This is a genomic window from Chryseobacterium sp. 14P4.3.2 (assembly GCF_057799275.1).
Map to the genome: position 1 here is coordinate 193,165 of NZ_JBYOKO010000004.1, position 23,928 is coordinate 217,092.

Annotated in this window: 22 protein-coding genes; 2 read left to right on the forward strand and 20 right to left on the reverse strand. The window is 35.8% G+C overall.

Annotation, left to right across the window (positions count from 1 at the left end):
* Window positions 1-22 precede the first annotated feature (22 nt).
* The 13 genes from AC27VX_RS08660 to AC27VX_RS08720 all read right to left on the reverse strand — a co-directional run bounded on the left by AC27VX_RS08660 (window position 23) and on the right by AC27VX_RS08720 (window position 13,000).
* Complete coding sequence (locus AC27VX_RS08660; RefSeq protein ID WP_488695083.1) at window positions 23-967, reverse strand: hypothetical protein; 945 nt, start codon at window positions 965-967, stop codon at window positions 23-25.
* Window positions 967-1,731, reverse strand: a complete 765-nt coding sequence (locus tag AC27VX_RS08665; protein ID WP_300689023.1) for a tetratricopeptide repeat protein — start codon at window positions 1,729-1,731, stop codon at window positions 967-969. The genes AC27VX_RS08660 and AC27VX_RS08665 overlap by 1 nt, the downstream gene beginning before the upstream one ends.
* 122 nt (window positions 1,732-1,853) lie before the next feature.
* Entirely contained in the window at window positions 1,854-2,210 is a 357-nt protein-coding gene (locus AC27VX_RS08670) for a hypothetical protein (protein WP_236857951.1), read from the reverse strand.
* 193 nt (window positions 2,211-2,403) lie between these two features.
* A complete protein-coding gene (locus tag AC27VX_RS08675) occupies window positions 2,404-3,090 on the reverse strand; it encodes a hypothetical protein (RefSeq protein WP_488695086.1) in 687 nt (228 codons plus the stop codon).
* On the reverse strand, window positions 3,087-4,448 hold the full coding sequence (locus AC27VX_RS08680) for a hypothetical protein (RefSeq protein WP_488695088.1): 1,362 nt from the start codon (window positions 4,446-4,448) through the stop codon (window positions 3,087-3,089). Before AC27VX_RS08680 ends, AC27VX_RS08675 begins: the two co-directional genes overlap by 4 nt.
* 185 nt (window positions 4,449-4,633) lie before the next feature.
* Complete coding sequence (locus AC27VX_RS08685; RefSeq protein ID WP_488695090.1) at window positions 4,634-5,338, reverse strand: cupredoxin domain-containing protein; 705 nt, start codon at window positions 5,336-5,338, stop codon at window positions 4,634-4,636.
* A 2-nt stretch (window positions 5,339-5,340) separates the two neighbouring features.
* Window positions 5,341-7,140: a phospholipase effector Tle1 domain-containing protein gene (locus AC27VX_RS08690; RefSeq protein ID WP_488695091.1), complete on the reverse strand. Its 1,800-nt coding sequence runs from the start codon at window positions 7,138-7,140 to the stop codon at window positions 5,341-5,343.
* Between the two features lie 10 nt (window positions 7,141-7,150).
* Complete coding sequence (locus tag AC27VX_RS08695; protein ID WP_488695093.1) at window positions 7,151-8,233, reverse strand: DUF2931 family protein; 1,083 nt, start codon at window positions 8,231-8,233, stop codon at window positions 7,151-7,153.
* Window positions 8,234-8,311: 78 nt separating this feature from the next.
* Window positions 8,312-8,677, reverse strand: coding sequence for a hypothetical protein (locus tag AC27VX_RS08700; RefSeq protein WP_236857943.1), 366 nt, complete (start codon window positions 8,675-8,677; stop codon window positions 8,312-8,314).
* 74 nt (window positions 8,678-8,751) lie between these two features.
* Window positions 8,752-10,611 carry a type VI secretion system Vgr family protein gene (locus AC27VX_RS08705; protein WP_488695096.1) on the reverse strand — a complete coding sequence of 620 codons (1,860 nt, stop codon included), beginning with the start codon at window positions 10,609-10,611 and terminating at the stop codon, window positions 8,752-8,754.
* Between the two features lie 253 nt (window positions 10,612-10,864).
* Window positions 10,865-11,272 (reverse strand): type VI secretion system tube protein TssD, encoded by a 408-nt coding sequence (gene tssD / locus AC27VX_RS08710; RefSeq protein ID WP_236857941.1) that lies wholly within the window; start codon window positions 11,270-11,272, stop codon window positions 10,865-10,867.
* 202 nt (window positions 11,273-11,474) lie between these two features.
* On the reverse strand, window positions 11,475-12,170 hold the full coding sequence (locus AC27VX_RS08715) for a VIT1/CCC1 transporter family protein (protein WP_300689045.1): 696 nt from the start codon (window positions 12,168-12,170) through the stop codon (window positions 11,475-11,477).
* 83 nt (window positions 12,171-12,253) lie between these two features.
* Complete coding sequence (locus AC27VX_RS08720; RefSeq protein WP_488695098.1) at window positions 12,254-13,000, reverse strand: polysaccharide deacetylase family protein; 747 nt, start codon at window positions 12,998-13,000, stop codon at window positions 12,254-12,256.
* Between the two features lie 239 nt (window positions 13,001-13,239).
* Between AC27VX_RS08720 and lgt the strand changes: the two genes are divergently transcribed.
* Window positions 13,240-14,076, forward strand: coding sequence for a prolipoprotein diacylglyceryl transferase (gene lgt / locus AC27VX_RS08725; RefSeq protein WP_236857938.1), 837 nt, complete (start codon window positions 13,240-13,242; stop codon window positions 14,074-14,076).
* A 79-nt stretch (window positions 14,077-14,155) separates the two neighbouring features.
* On the opposite strand, the gene AC27VX_RS08730 is transcribed toward lgt, so the two are convergent.
* The gene (locus tag AC27VX_RS08730; protein WP_236857937.1) at window positions 14,156-14,911 is read right to left on the reverse strand and encodes an SDR family oxidoreductase; all 756 of its coding nucleotides are present in this window, start codon (window positions 14,909-14,911) and stop codon (window positions 14,156-14,158) included.
* 726 nt (window positions 14,912-15,637) lie between these two features.
* Between AC27VX_RS08730 and AC27VX_RS08735 the strand changes: the two genes are divergently transcribed.
* On the forward strand, window positions 15,638-16,060 hold the full coding sequence (locus tag AC27VX_RS08735) for a cold shock domain-containing protein (protein ID WP_236857936.1): 423 nt from the start codon (window positions 15,638-15,640) through the stop codon (window positions 16,058-16,060).
* Between the two features lie 100 nt (window positions 16,061-16,160).
* Here AC27VX_RS08735 and AC27VX_RS08740 read toward each other — a convergent pair whose 3' ends face one another.
* From AC27VX_RS08740 to AC27VX_RS08765, 6 genes are all read right to left on the reverse strand, one after another.
* Window positions 16,161-17,603, reverse strand: coding sequence for a TolC family protein (locus AC27VX_RS08740; protein ID WP_300689052.1), 1,443 nt, complete (start codon window positions 17,601-17,603; stop codon window positions 16,161-16,163).
* Window positions 17,584-20,706, reverse strand: a complete 3,123-nt coding sequence (locus tag AC27VX_RS08745) for an efflux RND transporter permease subunit (RefSeq protein ID WP_488695102.1) — start codon at window positions 20,704-20,706, stop codon at window positions 17,584-17,586. Before AC27VX_RS08745 ends, AC27VX_RS08740 begins: the two co-directional genes overlap by 20 nt.
* Before the next feature lie 28 nt (window positions 20,707-20,734).
* Window positions 20,735-21,823 (reverse strand): efflux RND transporter periplasmic adaptor subunit, encoded by a 1,089-nt coding sequence (locus AC27VX_RS08750; RefSeq protein WP_236857930.1) that lies wholly within the window; start codon window positions 21,821-21,823, stop codon window positions 20,735-20,737.
* Between the two features lie 60 nt (window positions 21,824-21,883).
* A complete protein-coding gene (locus AC27VX_RS08755) occupies window positions 21,884-22,216 on the reverse strand; it encodes a hypothetical protein (protein WP_236857928.1) in 333 nt (110 codons plus the stop codon).
* Window positions 22,217-22,327: 111 nt separating this feature from the next.
* Entirely contained in the window at window positions 22,328-22,780 is a 453-nt protein-coding gene (locus tag AC27VX_RS08760; RefSeq protein WP_488695105.1) for an SRPBCC family protein, read from the reverse strand.
* Between the two features lie 256 nt (window positions 22,781-23,036).
* A complete protein-coding gene (locus AC27VX_RS08765) occupies window positions 23,037-23,720 on the reverse strand; it encodes a TIGR02117 family protein (RefSeq protein WP_488695107.1) in 684 nt (227 codons plus the stop codon).
* Window positions 23,721-23,928 lie beyond the last annotated feature (208 nt).

Genomic DNA, 23,928 nt, shown 5'->3' on the forward strand with positions numbered 1-23,928 from the left:
ATTGATGATTTCTTGTGCTGCTTTATTTTAATAATGTCATTTTTGAAATATTGCCTGCTGTTAAGATAAATTCTCTGGAAGGAATAATTGTATTGGAAATCTGTTTAGTTTCATATCTGGTTTCTTTTCCTAATCCCACCTGAAGTGATATTACCTTTTCATCATAACTTTTCTTGTTACTGTCTATCAGAATTTCCCGATCAGTAATAAGTCTGCTTTCAGCATTGGTATGCGTTGTATATTTAAACACTCCTTTATTGGAAGATATCAGCTTCTTCTCTATTTGCTGATCTCCTTCTGTAGAGTCTTTTAAAATATATTTGGGTATACCTGCTTCATTATATGAAAACTTCACATTCCATTTATCCAGATAGTCACTTGCCTGGGTTCTGTAAGATTCCATATAGCCTTTTAATATTTTAAAATCTTTATGTTTATATTTTTCATATGATGAAATATATTTTAAATCATCAAGATTATAATCTGCTAAAAAATCCTCCAGGAAATCAATCAGATCAGTAATATTTAAATGATCTCCAATACTTTTACGGAGATATTTATAATAAGAATCATTTAAGTAAAAAATGTCTTTATCACCAATCGAAACTGTTTTTTGCTTATCGTCGAATGCGATAATAAGTTTTGTGCTATAGCTTTCATTTTTATAATTTAATAAAAGGCTACTTTGATTTTTTGTTAAAGTACATAGATTAGGAACTTTATTTTCCGATATTGGAGAGTCGTTAAATTCATAAAAAGCGACACTATCTTTTTTTGAATTGAATATATAAATCAAGTTATTGATACTTATTCTGTCTTTTTTATCCATTCTCCGATCCTCTACATACTCTCCTTTATCAATAGTTTTGTTAATGATATGAGTTAAAATATATGATTTTGGTGCCTGTGCAAACGCGTTTATATGAAAGGCCAGCAGAAGAAATAATATATATGTTATCTTTTTCATTACTTCGCCCTTTTTTCTGCATACTTAGGAATTTTTTTCAAATCTTTTTTTTGATACTTCATCAAAGAAAGATACTTCTTATAATTTACTTTTGCTTTTTCCTTTTCCCCTATATTCCAATAACTATCTGCGATATTTAAATAGGCAACCGCTCTAGTAGGAAATTTATTAATGATTTGCTGTAAGAGTTCAATTGCTCCTTTTTGATTTCCATTTTCAGCAAGCCTGTATGCTACATTATTATAATCATCTAAATTAGAAAGAGATAACGCAAATTTTTTCTTGAAATCAGATATTACTGATTCATTAAAACTATTTGCCAATAAAGGATAGCTCGACACATCCGCATATAATTTTTTGAGATCTTTATAGGGTTTTACAACACCCTGTTGATCAAAAAATGTAAGTGATTTAAATCCTTTTGAATCGATGTCAAGCATTTCAGAATCAATGTTTTTGACAGGAATATTCATGCTTTTGGTTAATATTTTAAAATTCTGTTCTTGACATTCCTGACAAGGGTTATAAAAATTAACGTTTCTTATATACCAACCTTTCTTATAAAAAATAGTAATTGTGCTATACAATCCCCTGTCTCCAATATAATACACAGTTATCTCATAAGGATTAGAATATCCAATTTTTGTATTAATGAGTGCCGTTATTTCCGGTAGTTCAAAATTATCCGAAGTTTTATTCCCAAAATGAATATTTAAGAGACCTTTTTTCAGTACAACAGCATCCTGAAGATTATCACGATCCAAATCATAATAATTTGACTGGGCTGAAATAAAATTCACACAAAATAAACAGAACGCCAGTGTTAATTTCGATATGTTATTTTTTAATTTTATCACTATCCATAGTATATTGTATATAGATCATCTTATCTAGGATTTCTTTTCTTAGCCAGATGAATATACATTTCTTTACATTCTTTAAAACTAGTATATGGATTGATCGAATTCCCTGAATTCTGAATATAAATAGTATCATTGTCAAAAATCGCATTGATATTATTATTAAAATCCAGATAAGTCGTTTTGCCTTCTCTAAGTAACTTGACAACTCCCTCAATTCTTTTTCGTTTGTCTAATTCAAAAGCAAAATAAAAATTATTCTTAATTTTCAATTGAATTTTGCATTTAGAATCAAAGGATAGATAATTCCCGGAAATACTTTGGGAATATGAAAAATGTGGAATCAATAAAATAATGAGACTTGTGATTATATCTTTTTTCATTTATTTAAAATATTACTTTTCCCATCATTAACCCAACTGTTCTCTCTATTCCGGTTTCTTCCACAGTTTGTTTATAACTCTTTCATTACTCTAATTTTTTATACATCAACAATTACACCCTGTTTATTATACATTCTGACTCACCTTAAAATATAAATTCATCCTATTTCCTATAATATATTGCATTGATCCATTATTGAGATAATCTCCGTCTATACTGCGGTACAATAAAGTTCTCAATTTCCTTCCACGTAAAAAAAATTGGATATTTTAGATAACCACTATTTGTTCTATTTTTCTCATCATAAAAAATAAAACTAATACCTTCTACCTTGCCCACATTGTTCGTCTTTATTTTATATTGAGTCAGATTATTTATAAAAAAAGAACCCCCTTCTTCAACCTTTAATTTTATAAGACACAGTTTTAAAAGCTGTTCCTTATTTAGAAACAATTTTTCTCCAACTTCTATATTATTTTTATTATCAAAGAGATAATATTTTGCATCTTCCCAAGGCGAACCATAGGACTGAATATTTACGGACAAATTCAGCAAACCGTTTTTATCAAAAAATATTTTATATTTTTCAAATCCAAATTGAGAATCTCGTAAAGAATTTGTTGAAATTAACCTTTTTAAAGTATCTTTCTTTGCATTTAATCTTTTTTCGGGATCATCAAATAAAATACCATCAAAAATATCATAACTCTTTTGGATTTTTTTATAAACATTAATATTTATGGGGCTCATTTTCATTTCCTGCAGCTCAAGACATTCATTGGAAGTACATATAGAATCTTTTATAATAGAGATATTTTGGGCATAAGCAAAATAGCTAAGCAAAAAAACAAATAATATATTTAATACTGATTTCGTCATTTTTTTTCTTTTTTTATAAATTCATAATGTTCTTTAATTTCGAAAGCGATCTTAGCTCTTTCGTAATTTTTTGCTCTTTTAGGTAATGCCTTTGTATCATATCTATTAATAGCTTTTGAAACAGAATCCACATCATCATTATCAGCATGTTGTTTTGCCGACTTTTTATTATACTTTGTACCTTCATTCCAAAACCATATTGCAGATTGAGTAGCATACATTGGGTCTTCGGATAATTTTAAATATTTTCCTTTTAAAGAATCTCCCTGTTTTTCTTCTGTAAAATCTATTGCTCCAGTAGTATCATCAATAAAATTATTTTTCTTTCTATATTTTGAAAAACTTTCATAATTTGCCCGTCCTGTTACTTGTTTTAGCCCTCTACCCTTAAATTTCCACCCATCTCTAGTCAACTCATTCCCATTTCCAAGTCCTCTGGTATCACCTTGATAAGGAGCATAAGCTCTTGACATTAATGGAACGCCAAAATAAGTATGAGGTTTTAATATTATTCCGTAATCTAAAGACTTATCTGGCTTAAAAACTTGTTTAATTACTTTCCCTATCCTTTTTTTAGGGCTTTTAGGGTCCTTTACCCCTTGATATTTACCATACAATTCTCCATCTACAATAAGCGGATTTTCACTTAATAGTAATGATTTAAGTTCATCATTTGTTTTTGAAACTTCATTTCCTTTAGCATCCACTATACTGAAAATCGAAGTTAAATTATCTTTCAGAGATTCAACAATAGTAATATTAATCGGAATACTAGAAGAACTAAAAACGCCTAAGCTTATACTGGATGAATATTCTTCTCCTTCTTCAAAAGTTGTAAACCCAGCAGACTCAAGGGCTATTTGTGCTATAAAGTGAGCTTTTCTTAAACATGTGTCTAAACCAAAATCCTTTCTGTATTTATTTAAATAAGGTAATATTGAATTTATAATTCGCTGTTGTTTTGCACTTAAATTTTTTACACCAATCGTTTCTTTAATCAATTCAGAGGTCAGTTCTGCTGAACAATTTGGACACTTATCATCTTTCTGCTCCGGTACAGGAGCCCCTTTTGAATCAACACTCTCCGGTACGTTGATCTGTCCGGAAGTTACAAACTCTATCTTTCCGGTTTCAGGTGGTATATTACCCGGCATTTTGCCCGTCCCCGGTAATGTTGATTTTTTTAATAACACATAATGATCCTGTACTTTAGCGGTCCCAAAATCCTGCCATTCTGTGAGGGATAGCATCTGAAAACCATCATAAAAGATAAAGTTGGGAATCTGTTTTTCTACAATGGTTCCGGTAAGTTTACCCTGTGTTGTGGGTACATCATTTAAAACTTTAAATTCACCCAAATGAGCATTGAATTTTATTTTTGCCCCATGTATTGCTAATAGCAACCCATCTTCAACTTTATCTTTTTCCTCATTTTCTGCACGTTTCTCCTCCATTTTTTGACTATTGGCAGCCTTTATCTGATCACTATCCTGCGCAGTAACCTGACTTTGAGTTTCTGGAATGGGAGCTTTCGTATCTTTATCTAACCTATCCATAATAATGAATGTTTTAAATGCATATTATCTTTTTTGATTTCCATAAATCCTTCCTCATAATGATCTCCTTTGAATACAAATAATCCTCTGAAGTGATCAATCTGTGTTGGGTCCGTATTTTCAGGAGTAATTGTTAAAGTCATTGTATCTCCGTCTTTTACAGGAGTCATTATTTCCGTAAATCCATCAGGAGATTCTCTCTTTCTCTTAGTATCAAATGACTGTAATAAGCCATTAAAAAGCAATCCGAACATATTATAACCTCCCAGAAAATCGATAAGCCTGTTTTCATCTTCAAGTACATTACTGATTTGACTGAAATAGTTATCTATGACCTCTCCTTTATGGGTTTCTGAAAGTCTTGCAGCGATCTTCATCCATCTTAAGCGAAGGAACTGAAGATTATTAACGTCAAGAATATTTCCATCTTTATCAACGGTTAATTCCAGCTCATCAAACAAATAACTGATCTGTTTTAAAAATTTCCCCATTGCATTATCATCGTTTGAAAAATTGAAATCAACGACTAAAACATGATATTTAAAATGTCCTTTTTCATTTCCTAAATAATAGATCTCAGCTATTCTTACATATTTTTTTTCGGTAAGATAAAACAGATTTTTCTGTTCTGTAACAATCGTTTCCAGCCTATATGTTTTCTGATGAAGGTTCTTTAATATCTCCGGTACCATTCTTAATATATTCTTCTCTGATAATCATCGTTGGGGTCCATTCCCATCCAGTCTCTATTGGCAGACCAATGAAGATATTCATTTCTTATCGTTCTTAATAAACTTTGCCATCTATTGCCGTATATATTGACAGCGGGAATATTCATCACCTGATTGCCATCTTTATCAGCTGTCACACTAGGATATTCAACGGGAGCTTCCGCCCTCATTTTATCATATTCCTTTTCTAAATCTTCATCACTTCTGAATGCCCATGAGTCTTTACTGTCAAAAACATATTCGTGTAACCTTCTTTTAGCAGCCGGCAGGTGCTCATCATGCTCTATAGAATAGGTAGCTTCTGTTTTTGTTATAATCTTATGATCATAAAGCCTCAGCCCTTGTTCTTCCATAAAATGCAGTGGAATATAGCTGTACTCTTTTCGCAAAAATCGGGTTCCGGTAATTTTACGATATACATTTCCGAACGTTAAAATATTGAGAACTGTATTGTTGATTTCAATCTGATCATCATTAAACCAATGTTGATCAATTAAATCCTTCATTCGTTTTTTTAAAGCCCACAGTGGCTTGTGGTTGGAAGTTTCAATTTCATCTACTATTTCCATTCCATTTTCATAAGCTCCTCCGATGTCACAGTGAACCCCCGGAAATTCTTTTTCAATACTTCCCGGAAATCTGGTCAGCGAAAAGTTTTCACGATGTTCATCTGTTGCAGTAAAATGAACCGCTTTAAAATAAGAACCAGGATTTTTTAACTGCAGTTGTTCCACATCATCACCAAAATTGTGCTTAGGTCCTAATGCAGAATGCACCATCCCTCTATATCCTACTCTTTCCAGGGTTCCCATATCTCCGAATTCTTCATAAGATGAAACAGTTTCATAAACTCCTATAAAACGGACATCCAGCATCAGGTTTTCAAGTTGTTCCGGAGATAAGATTTTCTTACTTAAAAGATAATATCCCAAAAAGCCGAATTTTGGCAGCTTACCATTTATAAGATATTTGGGGTCTACTTCAATTTTGTCTTTATCTATCCAGATATCTCCATATTCAGGAACCATAACCGGGCCTTCATGAGCGTAGGATCCTACTTCTTTATACCCTACAATTTTCCTTGTTTTTTTTATTTCAACATCTTGGGCTCTCTTGTTGCCATTGATTTCATACACAAAATTTCTGGCAGCCGCCGCACCACGGCTGAACCCAAAAGCATCTATGGTGATTTTTGTTAATTTCTTTTTTGAACCAGCCTGCTTTATAAGTACCTTAATTCTATCTGCTATTTTTTCGCAACCTTTTCTCACTTTCCCACGTACTCCTGATTCACCGGACCCATACTGAAAACCATCATCAACATCCCTGCTGTTATTTAATGTACCAATCCCCTCTATATAAACTCCGTAATTGATCTGTTCACAACATTGATACATCCTTGCTACGTTGGTATAATCATTACTGAAACTATTATCAACTCCCTGACTATCTAACCACCCTCTATGGCTTCCTTTGAGATAACGGTCATATTCTGAATCTTTTTCAGAGATGTCACTGCTTTTCAAATCATCAAACTCTTCTTCCTGCTTTTCTCTTGTTTTTTTTATCGCTTCTTCTTTTGCCAGTATCTGATCTTTGGTATCCGTACTTTTTATTTTATTTTTGCCATCCCTGTATTTTTCTCTCAACGCTGTGTTTGTGAGATTATTTAAGGTACCATCGAAAAAAACGCCTATTTCCAGATTCAGTTCATCTATAGGAGGAACAGCATTACCTGTATTATACACCAATGTTTTTCCCATAATTTCCGTTTTAGAAAATTTCTACTTTATCTGCTTTTATAAAAGCTGTTTTACCATTCTCACCTTTCAGCTGTACCGTAAAATAACTGTTTGCTTCGTTTACCTTAATCACAATATAAGCTTTAGCTGAATCAGTATTTTCTCCAAATACAGTTTTAAAGGCATCAAAACTTGACTTTTCATTGAGATCAAAATTGGCTCCATATTCTTTATTATCACTGCCAATAAAATCAAAAACTATTCTTGTAGGCATTGCTCTTTCTGCATTTTGAGCCACAGAAATTTCTGAAGCATCAAGTTGTTCTATTTCTCCATTAATCATATTGATCCCAACATCTGTTAAAGGGTTGAGCTTTGCTTTTTCCGGAAGTTCAAAAACAGGCTTCCAGCTATACCGTATTCTATAGGTATCCCAAATCCCAAATGGAATAGGTTTTCCTTTATTTTCTTCCCGTATTTTTTCAGGAATCACTTTGCCATTGTTAAATACCTCATCGAGATAATCTTTTCGCCAAAAACGGTTTTCATGGCTGTCCAGTTTGGCAATTTCTGATTCCGGAATCGTTATTTTCTTTCCCTGATACCTCCCTACTTCTTTCTGAACGCCAACACCGGCGACCCAGATCACAACAACTCCACCGGGAGCCATTCCTACGCCAATTTTATCATAATTTAAATGTTCAGTTTCCCCACTTCCGTTAGTAACTTTTACATCATATCCTTTGCTGAAATATGCTCTTAATTTATTGGTATCCACAGGGGTATCAATCAAATAAAACTGGTTTTCGATGTAAGACATCCAGATAAAATCCAAACGGCTAGGAAGGCTTTTAAAACCATTACCCATTCCATTATTTATAGCTCCCCAGGTATTTCCGCCGGGAATGATCCCAAAAGCCAGTCCAACCCACTCTCCTCCTTCACATTCCATTCCTCCCTTATATACTTCCATCGGATATCCTGAAGGAGCAGAAGTTCCCTCAGTCCATTCATATTTTGTCATTGTTTTTATTTTTTGATGGTCTTTCTTTTCCTGACACGAGATCTGAACAAAGAATAATAAGCTTAATAAATATTGTATTGATCGGTTCATTGTTTAAAAAAATTATTCTTTAATATCTTACTATAGCTGAGCTTGTTTTTTAATTTATTTTCCTTTTTCTTACAAGTACTAAGCGTCTGATTGCTTATGCCGCCTTTTAATTAGATTAACCGCAATTAAAATGATCAGAAAGGACAAAATCAATGAAATCAGCAGATATAAATCATTGTTTATACCGGATTTTTCTTTTCCTGAGACATTCAAACCCATAGTTAACAAAGCAAAAAAATAGACCATATTATAAATGTATATTGACGTTCTAACTTTAAGCTTTTTAAATTTATCTATTACTAAAAACACTACCAAGGACACTATTATCGATGCCACAGACGGTATTAAAATTTCTATTGGGATCATTCCAAAATCTGCTCCGTCCTCATTTAAAACTTTTGCCATCAGCATCATGATCAATACATTCAAAATTGTATTACTCATAAAAATACCTAAACATATTATATACTTCATTGGCAGCGAAGGTTAATTTTAATTTCTGAATTCATACTACCATTTTACCCTTTGTTCACTTTAGCATCTATTTTACCAAGCATTTTGGCAACGCCGGAACTCTGTAATAAAATATCACCATTTTTTGCCTTATGGGTTGTTGTAGAAGTTGTCTCTTTAAGATCTCCTGTAATATTGATCGTTTTATTTTCATTCACTGTCTGCGTATAGTTCTTTGAATTAAACCGATGATTATTGATAATATCAATGGAATTATCATTCCCTACACTGGTCTTCATATCCTTACCTACGTTAATTGAAAGATTTTCTCCCGCATTAAAGGTCATATTTTTAGGGGCTGTAACTATAATATTACCCGATCCATCCATAAAATAGTTATTACCGCTTGGGTCTATAATATTGACACTGCCTTCTGTATCATTCATTAAGATACGGATTCCGCTGCGGGTCTGTATGGATTTCAGGTGATTATCCACTCCACCGCCCAGGCCGGTTCCTCCATGAAACATTCCGCCCATTACAAAGGGACGGTCGGGATGGTTGTGTACAAAACCTACCATCACCTGATCTCCCACTTCGGGTATTGCTACATATCCTCTGTTTTGAGTGATCTGATCTGTTCCTCCTGCATCAGGAGACATCATCCGGATGAAATTTGTGGTATCATGTAACTGCCAGTCAAATCTTACAGTCACTCTTCCCTGCCCCAGCGGATCGGTATTGGATATTACGGTTGCAATTTGGGGCTGTGCAATAGGCAAGGTAAAATCCGGGGTCGGAATGTATCCTGTATCCGAAGCAATAGCTTCAAATCTTCCCGAATAACGTCCCAGAGCATCTACCTCGTGAATAACTTCCGTCATCATCAGTTTGGTAAAATAAGACGTTTTATTGGTATCTGTTTTCCGCATATTGATGTCAGCAACGCATCCTGGATATAAAAAAGGAATCGTAGTTCCTCCCGAAACGGTAAAAACCTCCACAGCTTTACTTCCCGCTGTACTCGTCTGAGAAATGACCACGTCCATATCAGTGGCAGCTTTTATTGGAGCTACCTGCAGTGATGGGGTTTTAAATATTCCGTCATTATTTTTATAAGCAGTTTGTGCAAGGTTTCCTACATGTTTTATAGGGGTTTCTCCGGAAGTAAGTTTAGCATTAGAACTGCTGTTATATCCATAGAACTGAGGTTTTATGTGTACAGCTTTTAATTCGACAGTGATATCAGTAACATTACTTCCGTAGACCAGTTCCAGTGATTTATTCTGAGGAGGCATATTCCCGAAGTGAAGCACTTCCCCATCATAATAAAACTGTTCACCATAAGCTTCTGCCATTCTGCAGAGATAGTTGTAATGGGTTTCGTTATACTGTGCACTGTAAAGGATCTGAGAGGAAGCTTTCGCGTTGATTTTAACATCAAACTTACTGTTTTCTATTCCTTGCTTAATAACATTGGTGGCAATAATCCCCATATTCACGGGCTGATCTCCACCAAAACTTTGTGTATGCGGGGCTGCATCCAATAAAATGGTAGGGCTGTATCCCTTTAAAACAATATTTCCAAGGCTGTGATTTTCCTGGCTGAATCCTACTTTTGTAATGACTCCAACAAAAGTTCTTTCCGGGCTACCTTCTACATCTTTATATTTAAATACTACTGTTAAACGTTTTCCCAAAAACTGCTGAGCCTCTTCCAGGTCATGATTTTGTACACCGTCGAGGGTATCATGTGCCAATGTAAGTTCAAAATCATGATGTTTTTTTACACTCTGATGCAGGCGGAAGTATTTGAAGTGCTTTATCATTTTGCCCTCAATCACGATATCCATCTTCACCACACGGTTAATTCCCGGAATATGATTCTCCGAAATCTTTTCGGAATTCGAGATATTTTTATTCATATTATGCAAGGTGTTTGGTAAGATCTTTATTTTCCTTAAAAAACTAAAAATAACAGACCTTTCTATAAAGTTATAAATTTTTCACAACATATAATTCACTTTCATTAGCTTTATTTCAAAAATAACATTGATTTAATAAAGAGAATTATTCTACCTGGAACGGTATGATCAGAGACAAAAAAACAGAACAGCATCCCAATACCGGATGTACCATTCTGTTTTGATGTTATTTGATTTTCTAAGGAATCAGATCTTATACTGAAGGCCATCCTCCGTCGTAAGCAGAGTTTCCAAGATCAATTTGTTCCGCACTTACAACAAAACTGATGTACATACTGTTTTCATCTACGGCATCGAAATCTACTTCGTGCTGGATGACATAACCGTTTTGCCATTTTAATGTTGTTAAAGTTCCTTCTTCGTGAGACTTGTTGAAGGTAACCTCACCTACTGTTGGTTTGTATTTTCCATTTAGAAGGCTTTCCAGAATATCTGATTTTTCTGTAGCTTCTACGGTTATTTTGATAAGAGCATTGGAAGGATCTGATGCTACACGTCCTGAAACATCTGTAGATCTTGCTACGCTATAATTCAGCTTTAATAATTTCTGCCCTTCACCGTTGTTGAATTTTAAGATTCCTCTTGAATTTCTTTCTGCCATGATCGTAAATTTTAATCGTTAATATCTTGTGATTTGTTGTTGGTTATGTCACCAAATTTAGAAGTATTTACGATACTAAAATGATAATCAGGCATAAAAATGAAAAAGTGTAGTAATTCTACTACTAACACCTGTTAGGATAATTATTATTTGTAAATCAAAAACTTAGCATAAAAAAAAGAATATATAACCAATAAAAAAGTCACCCGACATTTACTCCAAAAACATGTCCTACAAAGGCAGTAATTCCCATAGCCACGGTTCCCCAGAAACATATCCTTAATACTGCAATCTTAATGCTGGACCCTCCGGTTTTTGCTGAAATGGCTCCCAGAAGCATTAGGAAAATGATAGAAAAACCATACTGAAAGTAAACCATCTGTTGGATAGGCGCCAAAAGTGAAACGGTAAACGGCAGCAAAGCTCCGACTGCAAATGAGCCAAATGAAGCTATAGCAGCCTGTAAGGGTTTTGCCTGTGTTATTTCATTAATGCCTAGTTCGTCCCGTGCATGGGCTCCCAATGCATCATGTTCTGTAAGTTCAACAGCAACCTGCATTGCGGTTTCTTTGCTGCATCCTCTTTTCTCATAAATTTTGGCAAGTTCTCTGAGCTCTATTTCAGGCATCTCTTCAAGTTCACGTTTTTCACGTGACAAATCTGCCTTTTCTGTATCTTCCTGTGAACTTACAGAAACGTATTCCCCTGCTGCCATAGACATGGCCCCGGCAATCATTCCGGCTAAGGCAGCAAGAATAATAATATCACGTTCCGGCTGTGCAGCGGCTACTCCTATTACAATGCTTGTTGTGGATAATAAGCCGTCGTTCGCTCCCAATACCGCTGCCCGAAGCCATCCTACTCTGTTTACATAATGTTTTTCCAGCTTATGATGCATAATGAGAATTGTATTTTGATTCCTAAACTCATGTTAAAGTTATCAAATCTTTTTTCAAGAATCATTTTAAATTACCCTCAGTCTTATTGCGGATAAAACCTCATCTGTTCAAAAATATAGTTGAGATTTGCTCTCAGCAGATCAATCAGCTGCTTAAGTTCAGATTCTTCCCAGGCTTTCTGAAACATTTCATCATGGATGAGCATCACCACATTATTTTTGGTAAATGTTTTATCAGAAGTACACAGTTTCTGCACTGCGGTATACATCTCATTGACAGTTTGTACAGGAGTTCCATCTGAAGGACGGTGCTGCCATTCCACATCCCAGCCTATCACTTTAAAACCAAGATCTGCCAACTGATCTGCGGTCTTGATCCCATTGGTAACATCATTTTTTGATCTTCCTCCCAGACGCCATATATTTCGTCCCGGAAGACGTACAATTTTATAGGGTAATTTTAATATCGTCTGATTATACAGAATATCTTTTACCGATTTATCTGCATCATTATAAAAGGCTTCATAATGGTCATTAGCGTGGGTAAAACTATGGTTATATTCATCTATATAAGGATTCTGATCATAGTATTTAGCATAAGTATCCATCTGTTTATCTTTTACAACATGCTCGCCTACCATAAAAACACTGATCTTGATTTTTTCTTTTAAAATGATATCATTGATATTCTCGCTTCCATTAAGCGGGCCATCATCAAAAGTAAGATAGATATAGCATTTATCTGATGGTATTGCATTCACTTTCTGTGAATACAAAGCATTATTCATTATTAAAAAAATTCCGGTAATGGTTCTAATAAACTTATTCATAATGTGTGATCTACTTACAAATATAATAAGGATTTCAGAATCTGGAATGTTAAACATCTGTTTCCCCTGTCACTTTTTCTGATAATGACTTTAAGATAAATTGCAGAGTATATTTCATGCTGCTGAATTTTGACTGTATGATTAGAAAAACAAATTCATAACACACTATTAACCAGTATTTAAAAACTCTAACCTGAGTTGTCCTACCTGGAAATTCCTATTTTCTTATCTTTGCAGCAATGAATTTATTATACATCAATTGGGACATCAATCCCGAAATCGTCAATATTTTAGGAATTCCATTAAAATATTACGGACTATTATTCCTTGCAGGTCTTGTTTTATGTTTAAATATTTTAAAGAAGATTTACAAAAAGGAAAATCTAAGCTCACAGGCACATGAAGCTCTGTTTTCTTATGCACTTATAGGGATTCTAGTGGGAGCCAGACTGGGACACTGTATTTTCTACGACTTTGATTATTATTCCCAACATCCTGTTGAAATACTTCTACCTATTCAGAAAGGGCTGGACGGAGCGTATCATTTTACTGGTTTTGCAGGACTGGCAAGCCATGGCGGCGGTATAGGGCTTGTGATCATGCTTCTTTTGTATTCCAGAAAATTTTCTATCCCATTCATGACAGTCCTGGATGCCATTGCTATTGTACTTCCTTTAGGCGGTACTTTTATAAGGCTGGCCAACCTGATGAATTCGGAAATCATAGGGGTTCCTACCAATGTTCCATGGGCATTTGTATTCCGGCAGGTCGATGATCTTCCGAGACATCCTGCCCAGCTTTATGAGGCAATTTCCTATATTATTATCTTCTTCCTTATTTATTTTATGTACAGGAAGAATATTTTCAAAATTGGGAAAGGGTTTTATTTTGGGATCAGTATTCTTTTGATTTTCATCATGCGGATTCTGATTGAATTTATCAAAGTAGATCAGGCTGACTTTGAACGCGGAATGAGCCTGAACATGGGACAACTTCTAAGTATTCCTTTTGTTCTTCTCGGATTGTTCTTTATCATTAAAAATATATTGGAAAAAGGAAAAATGAAGACTTCATAATCCCCTTTTATCTTTTCATTATAACAAACTCACTGAAAATTATTTCAGTGAGTTTGTTTTTAATAGGGTTATTTAAAAATTATCTTGTCGTATATCCTCCGTTGGCAAAAATAGTCTGTCCGGTTATCCACCAGCCGTCAGTAACCAAAAATTCGACCAGTGGAGCAATGTCTTTGATGTCTGTAAGACCTCCCAACGCTGAGGCTGATTTGTGGTAAGCTACTGCATCTTCCGTTTCCTGTCCATAGAAGAACGGAGTATCCATTGGACCCGGTGCCACAGCTGTTACAGAAATTCCTCTCGCCCCAAATTCTTTGGAAGCAGCTCTTGTGAAATGCTCCACCGGTGCTTTTGCTCCTGCATAGGTGGAATACAAACCTGTATAAGCAGCTAATAATGAAGTAACAATTGTACAGATCTTCCCATTGTCATTCAGTTTTTTACCGGCTTCCTGCAAAAAGAAGTAAGCTGACTTTGAGTTCACATTGAACATGGTGTCATATTCAGCTTCTGTAGTTTCAGCAAACGGCTTTTTCAATACCATTCCTACGGTGTTGATGGCAATATCGATTCCTCCAAAACGGGAGACTGTTTCATCAAAAAACTTCGTAAGATTTTCAACTTTTGTAAGGTCACCCTGAAATAAAAACGCTTCTGCTCCCAATGCCTTAACTTCTTCCAGGGTTTTTTCACTCTCAGTTTTTGAACTTTCGCTATTATAGTGTACTGCCAATTTTGCTCCTTTTGCTGCAAAACTCCTGCTTAATAATCCACCCAGATTTTTACCGCCTCCGGCAATTAAAACAACTTTTCCCTTTACATTTTGTGCTGACATTATATTTATTTTTAAATGTTAATAGAGCAAAGATGGATAATAAAAGCCTCCTCAACATGGTGAAATTTTCGGAAGTTATCCTAAAATTTAAGATGATACGTCAGAAATATTATAGTTTATCTCTCAATTCGACATGACTCATCTAAAATTTATATAAACACGCATTCTTCAATATACTCCTATTTACCAACCAGATACGGGATGCAGGATAATTTTACTATTAAACATATTATAAATTATCCAACTTTAGGCACAACATTTGATACTTTCACACCCGTATGATACACCACTTCATTCTATAATATATTTTTTTTCATAATCCCCAGCATGCTGGGGATTTTTTATGGAGTTTTCAAAAAAGCTTTATGCTCGCTACATTCGGCTGGCAGAGTGTTTTTCTAAATCTATGCAAAAAAACTATTTCTGATAATCAATCATTTAAATGGGCATTATTCATTTTATTGTTGTATATTTGTACGTTAGTAACAGTAGTCACTACTTTTTGTTTTCTGTAACGACCAGAATATCTTTTTATTCAGTCTTTGCTTTTTGAGCAGGCATATTTTTAACTTTTATTCTTCTATTAAGAACAATACTTATCGGAATTTTAAAGGTCTGTATGATTGAGAAAATCCAAAACAGAAAACATAGGTGGGCTTTATAAGGTCTAGAATAGACCAGATTGAACTAATATAATTTATAGAAACTAAATACTAAAAATAATTTATGGCAGATTCTTTTTCTAAAAAGGAAAATTTCAAGAAAAAAATTCAAAAGCAAAAAGAAAAAGCGCTAAGACGCGAAGAACGTAAAACGAACAACAACAAGGGAATGGATGACGTGTTCATGTATGTAGATGAATTCGGAAGATTAACATCTACTCCACCTGAACAAAGACAGGAAGTGAACATTGAAGAAATTCAGTTGGGCGCAGCTCCAATCATTGACGAAGATCCGAGAAAACTGGGAATCATAACTTTCCACAGTGAAAAAGGATACGGCTTCATTACTGAAGATGTCACGAAAGAGAATATCTTCTTCCACAATAACAACTGTGCAGAAATGGTAAAAAAAGGAAACAAAGTATCTTTTGAAAAAGAAAAGTCTCCTAAAGGATTCTCTGCAGTTAACATCCAGATTGTTAAATAATACTTTGATCTATAAACACATTCTGTAGCATACAGATGCGTTTTAAACAATACAAAAAGCCACCTTTTCAGGTGGCTTTTATCATTCTAAAAAGTAAGAATCAGTCCAGTTTTCCGCCCAGTGCCTTAAACAGCAGAACGTTATTTCTAGTATTCTGATGCCGGAATTGCAGTAAATCCAATTCGGCAGTCAGCTTGCTCTTCTGAGAATTGATCAGCTCAAAATAATTCGCATATCCTGTCAGATAAAGATCATTGGAAACTTCAACACCGCGATCCAGAAAACCTACTTCCTCAGATTTCAGTTTCAAAACCTTTTCGTAGATCCTGGTCTGTTTTAAAATAGACTGCAATTCATTAAAAGCAGTAGTAATGCTCTTCTGATAATTTAAAAAGGCAATTTCCTGTTCTTTATCCGCCACTTTGAACTCATGCTTCAATTGTCCTTTGTTGAAAACTGGAACCATTAATCCACCCAATAACTGGCCTGCCAATGAACTTGGTCTGAATAATGTTTCAACGGAGAAAGCATTCAGCCCAATACCGGCACCCAGATCAATTTTTGGATAGAAAGCCGCTCTTGCAGCCTTTGCATCCGCCTGGGAAGCTTCCAAAACATAATAGTTAGATGCTACATCAGGTCTGGAATGAATAACGGCTTCTATATTAATGGTTTTATTTAAAACATCCATATTAGTAGGCATCAGTATTTTCCCACGCTTTACATCTCCGCCATAGCTTCCTGTGAGCGTCATTATTGCCTGCTCCACGGTAACAATCTCGACTTTGATATGTTCAATTTCTGCCAGCCAGTTATTGTTCTGAGCTTTAAACTGCTGTACCGCAAGTTCAGTCGCTTTTCCTACTTCGCGCTGTGCCAGGACAATTTCAAATGCCCTCTGCTGAAGATTATAATTTTTCTGATAAATGGCCAGACGGTTGTCTAAAGCGACCAGCTGATAATACAAATTGGCAATATCTGTGAAAAGTTCTACCTGAAGCAGCCTCAGCCCTTCTGTAGAAGCCAGAAATTTCTTTTGTGCAGCGATCTTTTTATTTTTCAGCTTACCCCAGGCATCAATTTCCCAACTGCTTCTTGCTCCCACCCAGTAATTGGGTGTAAAATCTCTGTTGATCTTCTGTTGTTCTGTAATATTGGGAGAAAGATTGGTATCATAGTTTCCCACTCCTTCCATGGTATATTTACCATATCGGTTACCGGATATCTCAGTCCCTACTTCCAGTGAAGGCAAAAGGTCCATTTTGGAGCGCTGCAGGAAACTGTTGGCAATATCTACTCTTTGCTGTGCAATCTGAAAATCCGGATTAGCCTGTATCACTTTATCAAAAAGTTCAAGTAAATAGGCGTCTGTAAAATAAGCTTTCAGATTAAGCTGCCGGAATTCTTCTGAACCCACATTTTTAACAGGAGTTTCTGGCAAAGTCTGGGCTTTTTTCAAATCTGCAACCTGTGGAACAGCGCATGAGACTAAGCTCAATGCTGCAATTCCGTATATTATATTTCTATGATTTAATCTTTTCATCTTTCTTCTTATTTTCAAGTTTCGCAAAGAATATATACAGTCCCGGAATAACGATCAATCCGAAGATTGTACCTATCAGCATTCCTCCTGCAGCGGCTGTACCGATGGAACGGTTTCCTACCGCTCCTGCCCCCGATGCAATACACAGGGGAATAAGTCCTGCAACGAATGCAAAAGAAGTCATCAGAATAGGTCTCAGACGCTGTCTTGCTCCTTCAATAGCTGCCTGAACGATATCAAACCCCTGTTTGTTTCTGGCTACTGCAAATTCTACGATAAGAATGGCATTTTTAGCCAATAGCCCGATCAGCATGACCAGGGCAACCTGTGCATAAATATTATTATCAAGTCCTGCGAGCACCAAAGCGATATAAGAGCCGAAGATTCCCGTAGGAAGGCTTAATAATACAGGCATTGGAAGAAGGAAACTTTCATATTGAGCTGCCAGTAAAAGATATACAAACAACAGACAGATCAGGAAAATGTAAACAGTCTGATTTCCTGACAGGATTTCTTCTCTGGTCATCCCCGACCATTCAATATCAAAACCCCGCGGAAGTACTTCCTTTGACACTCGCTCCACTGCTGCAATGGCATCTCCTGAACTGTATCCGTCCGCAGGTTCCCCATTGATCATGGCAGACATATACATATTATATCTGGTTAATACTTCAGGGCCATATACTTTTTCAATGGTAATAAATGTAGAGAACGGAACCATTTCTCCTTTATCGTTTTTTAAATATAAATTAAGAATACTTTCCGGGGTATCTCTATGCTCCGGACTTGCCTGAACCATTACTTTATACATCTGGCTGAAACGGATGAAATTGGTAGCGTAATAAGAACCCAGCATGGTTTGTAAAGTAGACATAGCATTATCTACAGATATTCCTTTCTTCGCTGCCATATCGTAATCTACATTGATCATGTATTGCGGGAAAGTGGCATCAAAACTGGTAAAGTTATTTTTTAACTCAGGGGCCTCATTCAGCTTTTTCACAAAATCCTTAGTGATCTTATCTGTATTCTCAATAGTTCCTCCGGTTCTGTCCAGCAAACGCAGTTCAAAACCACTTGTGTTTCCGAATCCGGGAACAGTTGGAGGGGCAAAGATTTCAATCTGGGCATCTGAAATACCTTTTGTCTTTTCTGTAAGTTCTGCAATCAGATCATTGACTGAAATATCTCTTTCTTTCCAGTTTTTAAGGTTGATCATAGCCATTCCGTAAGATGATCCAGCGATTTCTGTTACAATGCTGTATCCGGCAAGTGTGGTTACATTTTCTACACCTTTTATTTTATTTGCAATTACAGTAACTTCATCCAGTACCTTTTCTGTTCTTTCAACAGTAGCTCCCTGCGGAGTTGTAACGCTCACATACACCATCCCCTGGTCTTCCATCGGGATAAATCCGGTGGGAAGAAACTTACTGGTCAGAAACGTTAACGCAACAAATAAAAACAAAAGACCAAAGGTAACGGTAGTTCTGGTTGCAAATTTTGATAAAATGCCAACATAACCATTTGTTAACCGGTCAAAACCTATATTAAAACTTTTGAAGAACCTGTCTACAATTGTTTTCTTTTTATGATGATTATGAGGTTTTAAAATAATAGCACAAAGTGCGGGAGTGAGCGTCAATGCATTTACTCCTGAAATAACAATACTTATTGCCAGTGTTAATGAAAACTGGCGGTAAAAGACCCCCACAGGACCATCAAGAAAGGCTACCGGAATAAATACGGCAGACATAACAATGGTAATAGCCACTACTGCGCCTGCAATTTCTTTAGTAGCACTGATGGTAGCATCCATTGCATTCATTCCTTCTTCCATTTTAACATGAACTGCTTCTACGACGACAATGGCATTATCTACTACAATTCCGATGGCGAGAACCAAAGCAAAAAGCGTTAACAGGTTTACTGAGAAGTCCAGCATATTCATGAAGGTGAAAGTTCCTATAAGTGCTACGGGGACTGCCAAAACAGGAATTAACGTGGACCGCCAGTCCTGAAGGAATAGAAATACTACAATCCCTACCAGAATAAAGGCTTCAATAAGGGTTGTCAATACAGCACTGATGGATGCATCCAGAAATCGTGAAACATCATAGGCCATATTATATTCCATTCCCGGAGGAAAAGAAGATCCTTTCAGTTCTTCCATTTTTGTTTTTACACTTTCGATAACTTCGGACGCATTGGAACCCGGGCGCTGTTTCATCATAATAGATGCAGAAGGTCTTCCGTCTGTTTTGGAAACCATTCCGTAGTTCATGGCTCCGAATTCTACTTTAGCAATATCTTTAAGCTTTAAGATCGTTCCGTCTACATCAGACCTGATGGGAATTTCTTCGTATTGCTTTGGTTCAAAAAACTTTCCTTTATACTTGATTACATACTGGAGCTGGCTTGAAGTTTTTCCTGAGGTTTCGCCTACTTTTCCGGGAGCTGCTGAAATATTCTGCTTTTGCAGGGAGGCAATCACTTCATCTGCTGAAATATTGTAGGCAGCCATCTTCTGCGGGTCCAGCCATACTCTCATAGAATATTCTTTCTGCCCCATGATTTCGGCACGTCCTACTCCATCAATACGTTTCAGCTCCTGAAGGACATTGATATCTGTAAAGTTGTAGATAAACTGCTCATCCTGGCTTGGATCCGTACTGGTGATGTTAAGATACATCAGCATACTGTTGACCTCCTTTTCTGTTGTTACCCCTGCACGAATGACCTCTTCCGGAAGTTCATCAAGAATTGTTGTCACTCTGTTCTGAACGTTTACTGCTGCTACATCCGGGTCTGTTCCCACTTCAAAGAAAACCTGAATAAGGGTAAGTCCGTCATTAGAAGTTACTGTAGACATATACGTCATTCCGGGAACTCCATTAATTGCCCTTTCCAGAGGAAGCGCCACCGCATTGGCAGACACTTCCGCATTGGCTCCTGTATATTTTGCCGTAACAGTTACAGAAGGCGGTACGATGTCCGGAAACTGTGTGATAGGCATTTTCAGGAGTGCCATAATTCCCAGGAGTACAAATACTATGGAAATAACCAACGAAAGAACCTTTCGTCTTATAAACATTTCTACCATTGTAAATTGATTTAAAGATTATGAAAGGTTAATATTTCTTTTTGATTTTGACCATATCTCCGTCTTTCAGAGACTGAGTCCCTTCATACACGATTAAATCACCTTTTTTAAGCCCGCTTTCCACCATATAAGAATCTCTTAAGGTTGTTCCGATCTTAATACTGGTCATTTTTACTTTATTCTTTTTATCAACTACAAAAACATAGGTTTTATCCTGAATGGAAAATGTAGATTTTTGCGGGATAAGAACTGCATTATTCTGCTGTTCGGAAATAATAAGTTTTCCGGACGTCCCATGCTTGATTAGATGATCAGGGTTTGGAAAAAGCACTTTATACCGGATAGAGCCTGTTGCTCTGTCAATTTCACCTTCTGCCGTTTTTAATGCTCCATTAAACTGATAATTCACTCCGTTAGGCAGCGTCAGTTCAATTTTTTGATGATTCCCGATCTTATCGTTGGCCAAAAGCTCAAAGTATAGGTTTTCCGGAATTGAGAAGTAGGCATACACTTCATTAAGCTGGGATAATGTGGTCAGTAATGTTCCGTTTTCTACCAGACTTCCTTCTTTATGAGGAATAACATCAATCACTCCATCAAAAGGTGCGGTAATTCTTGTAAAACTTATTTTCTGAAGGACTGTTCTTTTTTCGGCATCGGCAAAAGAGTGCTTTGCCTGGGCAGAGGAAAGTTTTGCTTTTACCAGTTCCAGTTCATTATTGGCTACAAATTTTTTAGCATGAAGACTCTGGATCTGTTTCAGTTCTACTTCTGCAATCCTTACATCAGCCTGTGTTTGCTTCAGCGCAGCATTAGCTTTAAGAAGTTCCATTTGCAGCTCGGCATCATTGATTTTAAATAAGGCTTGCCCCTGATGTACAAACTGCCCCTCGTTCACATAAATATGGTGTATGATACCTCCTATTCTGGAACGCATTTCTACATTCTTTTTAGCTTGAATATCAGTAACAAACTGGTTACTCACCAGAGTATCTTTTTCTTTGATTTCAAGGACGGGAACTTCTTTATCTTTCTGATTGTTTTCTTTCTTGTCTTTACTGCATGACGCAGCGAATAATATTGCAAGAATGCAAATTATTACGTTTTTATAATACATTTTTAAATGTTTAAGTTATAAGATTTCCGTTAAAGCGATTTGGTTTTCAGAAACTTAAACTTAATACAGCTGAAGAAGATGGAGAAAAGATTTGACCCCGCAAATAATAGACAGGGCAATGACAGGAAGCTTAATTTTAGGAATATGATTTAAAATTCCTGAGAAATTCCCGGCAGCAAGATCGTCTTTGCGAAATGAATGTTTCACAATTTTAGAAGCCGCAGGCAATGCATGCGTATTCATATCCGCTTCCTCATAAACATCCAGCAGATGAATATTATTGACATGGGGTACATGAGGTATATCCTGCAATGATGCTTCTGCCCAATTCGAATTGAATAGGGAAAAAACCAGGATGATATAAAATAAGAAAAATGACCTCAGACTTGTCATGTCAATCAGAACGCGTTAGTTTTTTAGTAAAAACAATAGTTCTGCAAAAGTAAGGATTTTTAGCCGGGATCCTATGCCACGATTGTTAAAAAAACTTAAAAGATAAGTGTCTTAAAATAATTTTCTCAACACCTTGAAACGATAATCAAAAATATGCTCTAATTTCTTTCTCACAAAAAGACGATGCGCAATTTCGCCCAGAAACCCCATAGGAAGTTCATAATCAATTGTATCTTTCATTAATACTCCATCCTTATTGGCAATAAATTCATGGTGGTGGTTCCATAGTTTATAGGGGCCCTTTTTCTGGAAATCAATGAAACTTTTCTGAAAATCTACATGGGTAATTTCTGTCTGCCACTTCATTTTAATACCGAATAACGGAGAAACGTAATAATCAATAAGCATCCCTTTATAGATCTCATCTTCTTTCATTTCTGTCAAAACAATAAATCCCATATCTTTCGGTGTAATCTCTGAAAGATTGTTGGCTGAGGAGAAAAATTTCCAGGCAGTTTCTATATCACAGTTGAGCTGCTGTTCTCTTACAAGACGGTGTTTCATAAAAATGCTTTTTATATTAAAAAAAGAGGTATCGATCTTTCATATAATAATTCTGAAAATCGGGTACTGCAAAATAGCGATTATATATTAAGATACCCAATTATGTCACTACCGTAAATGACAGATTCTTTCGTTTTTTTAAGTACCGGAAAAAAATGATTGCCTCCTCAATGAAGTCTCATCCTTTTAATTGGGACAGATCAGTTGCGTGTTCCTTTTCACTATTTCAGCAAAAGAAACTTTTCTTCTTTCACTGTTATTTATAATGCTGGAAAATTCCAAAATCTGAAGGGGTCCAGAGTGCTGCTTTCTGCCCTGCTGCTTTTAAAGCGTTATTGGACCAGGTATTACAGGTGTAAAGAAAACTATAGGTGCCCTTAGCGTCGTAAAAGGCATCATTATCACTATAAACAGCATTGGTGGGAATAAGTATAAAATTTCCGTTCTGATCTCTGTCAAATTTATCTTCTACATACTTTACAAGACTCTCATATTGTCCTCTGCTGATCATGATCATCTTACAGTCTTCTCCTTCTTTCATCGTTTTATAATAAGTACAGTGCATAGCCGAATCACTCATCCAGAACGCTGCTTTTACAGCGGTAGAGAATTTCAGGTCAGCCCACGTTGGGGTATCCAGATAAAATCCTTTATCACCCCATCCGATTCCTATGTAATTATAGTCTGTTTTTTTAGATGCTGTATTGGCAAAAGGTATCTTCAGACTCCAGTCGTGAAGGTCATTTTTCACGGGCATTACAATGTCCGTATGCACCCCGTTGGTATAAATATAGATTGGAATTTCTTTCTTCTGTCCGTCATCTTTGGCAGAGACCGTGATGAAAGGAAGCCCGAGCCCGAGCAAAACATAAATCAGCACTATTCCCAGGATGATTCCCAAGCCTTTCAGGATATATATCAGTATTATTTTCACAGTCATGTTTTTTAATAAAATTTAATCTTCATTTTTTTGTAAAAGTATTTGTTTTAATCGAAAAAATGGCTAAATTTATTTACGAAATATTCACAAATATGCGTAAAAACATCAAATCCCAAAAAAGATTTAAAGTAAGAGTAAAAACTGCTCCAAAAAGAATACAAAAAAAACGTTGATTTTCGGTGAGATCTAATCTCCTGAAGGTCAATTT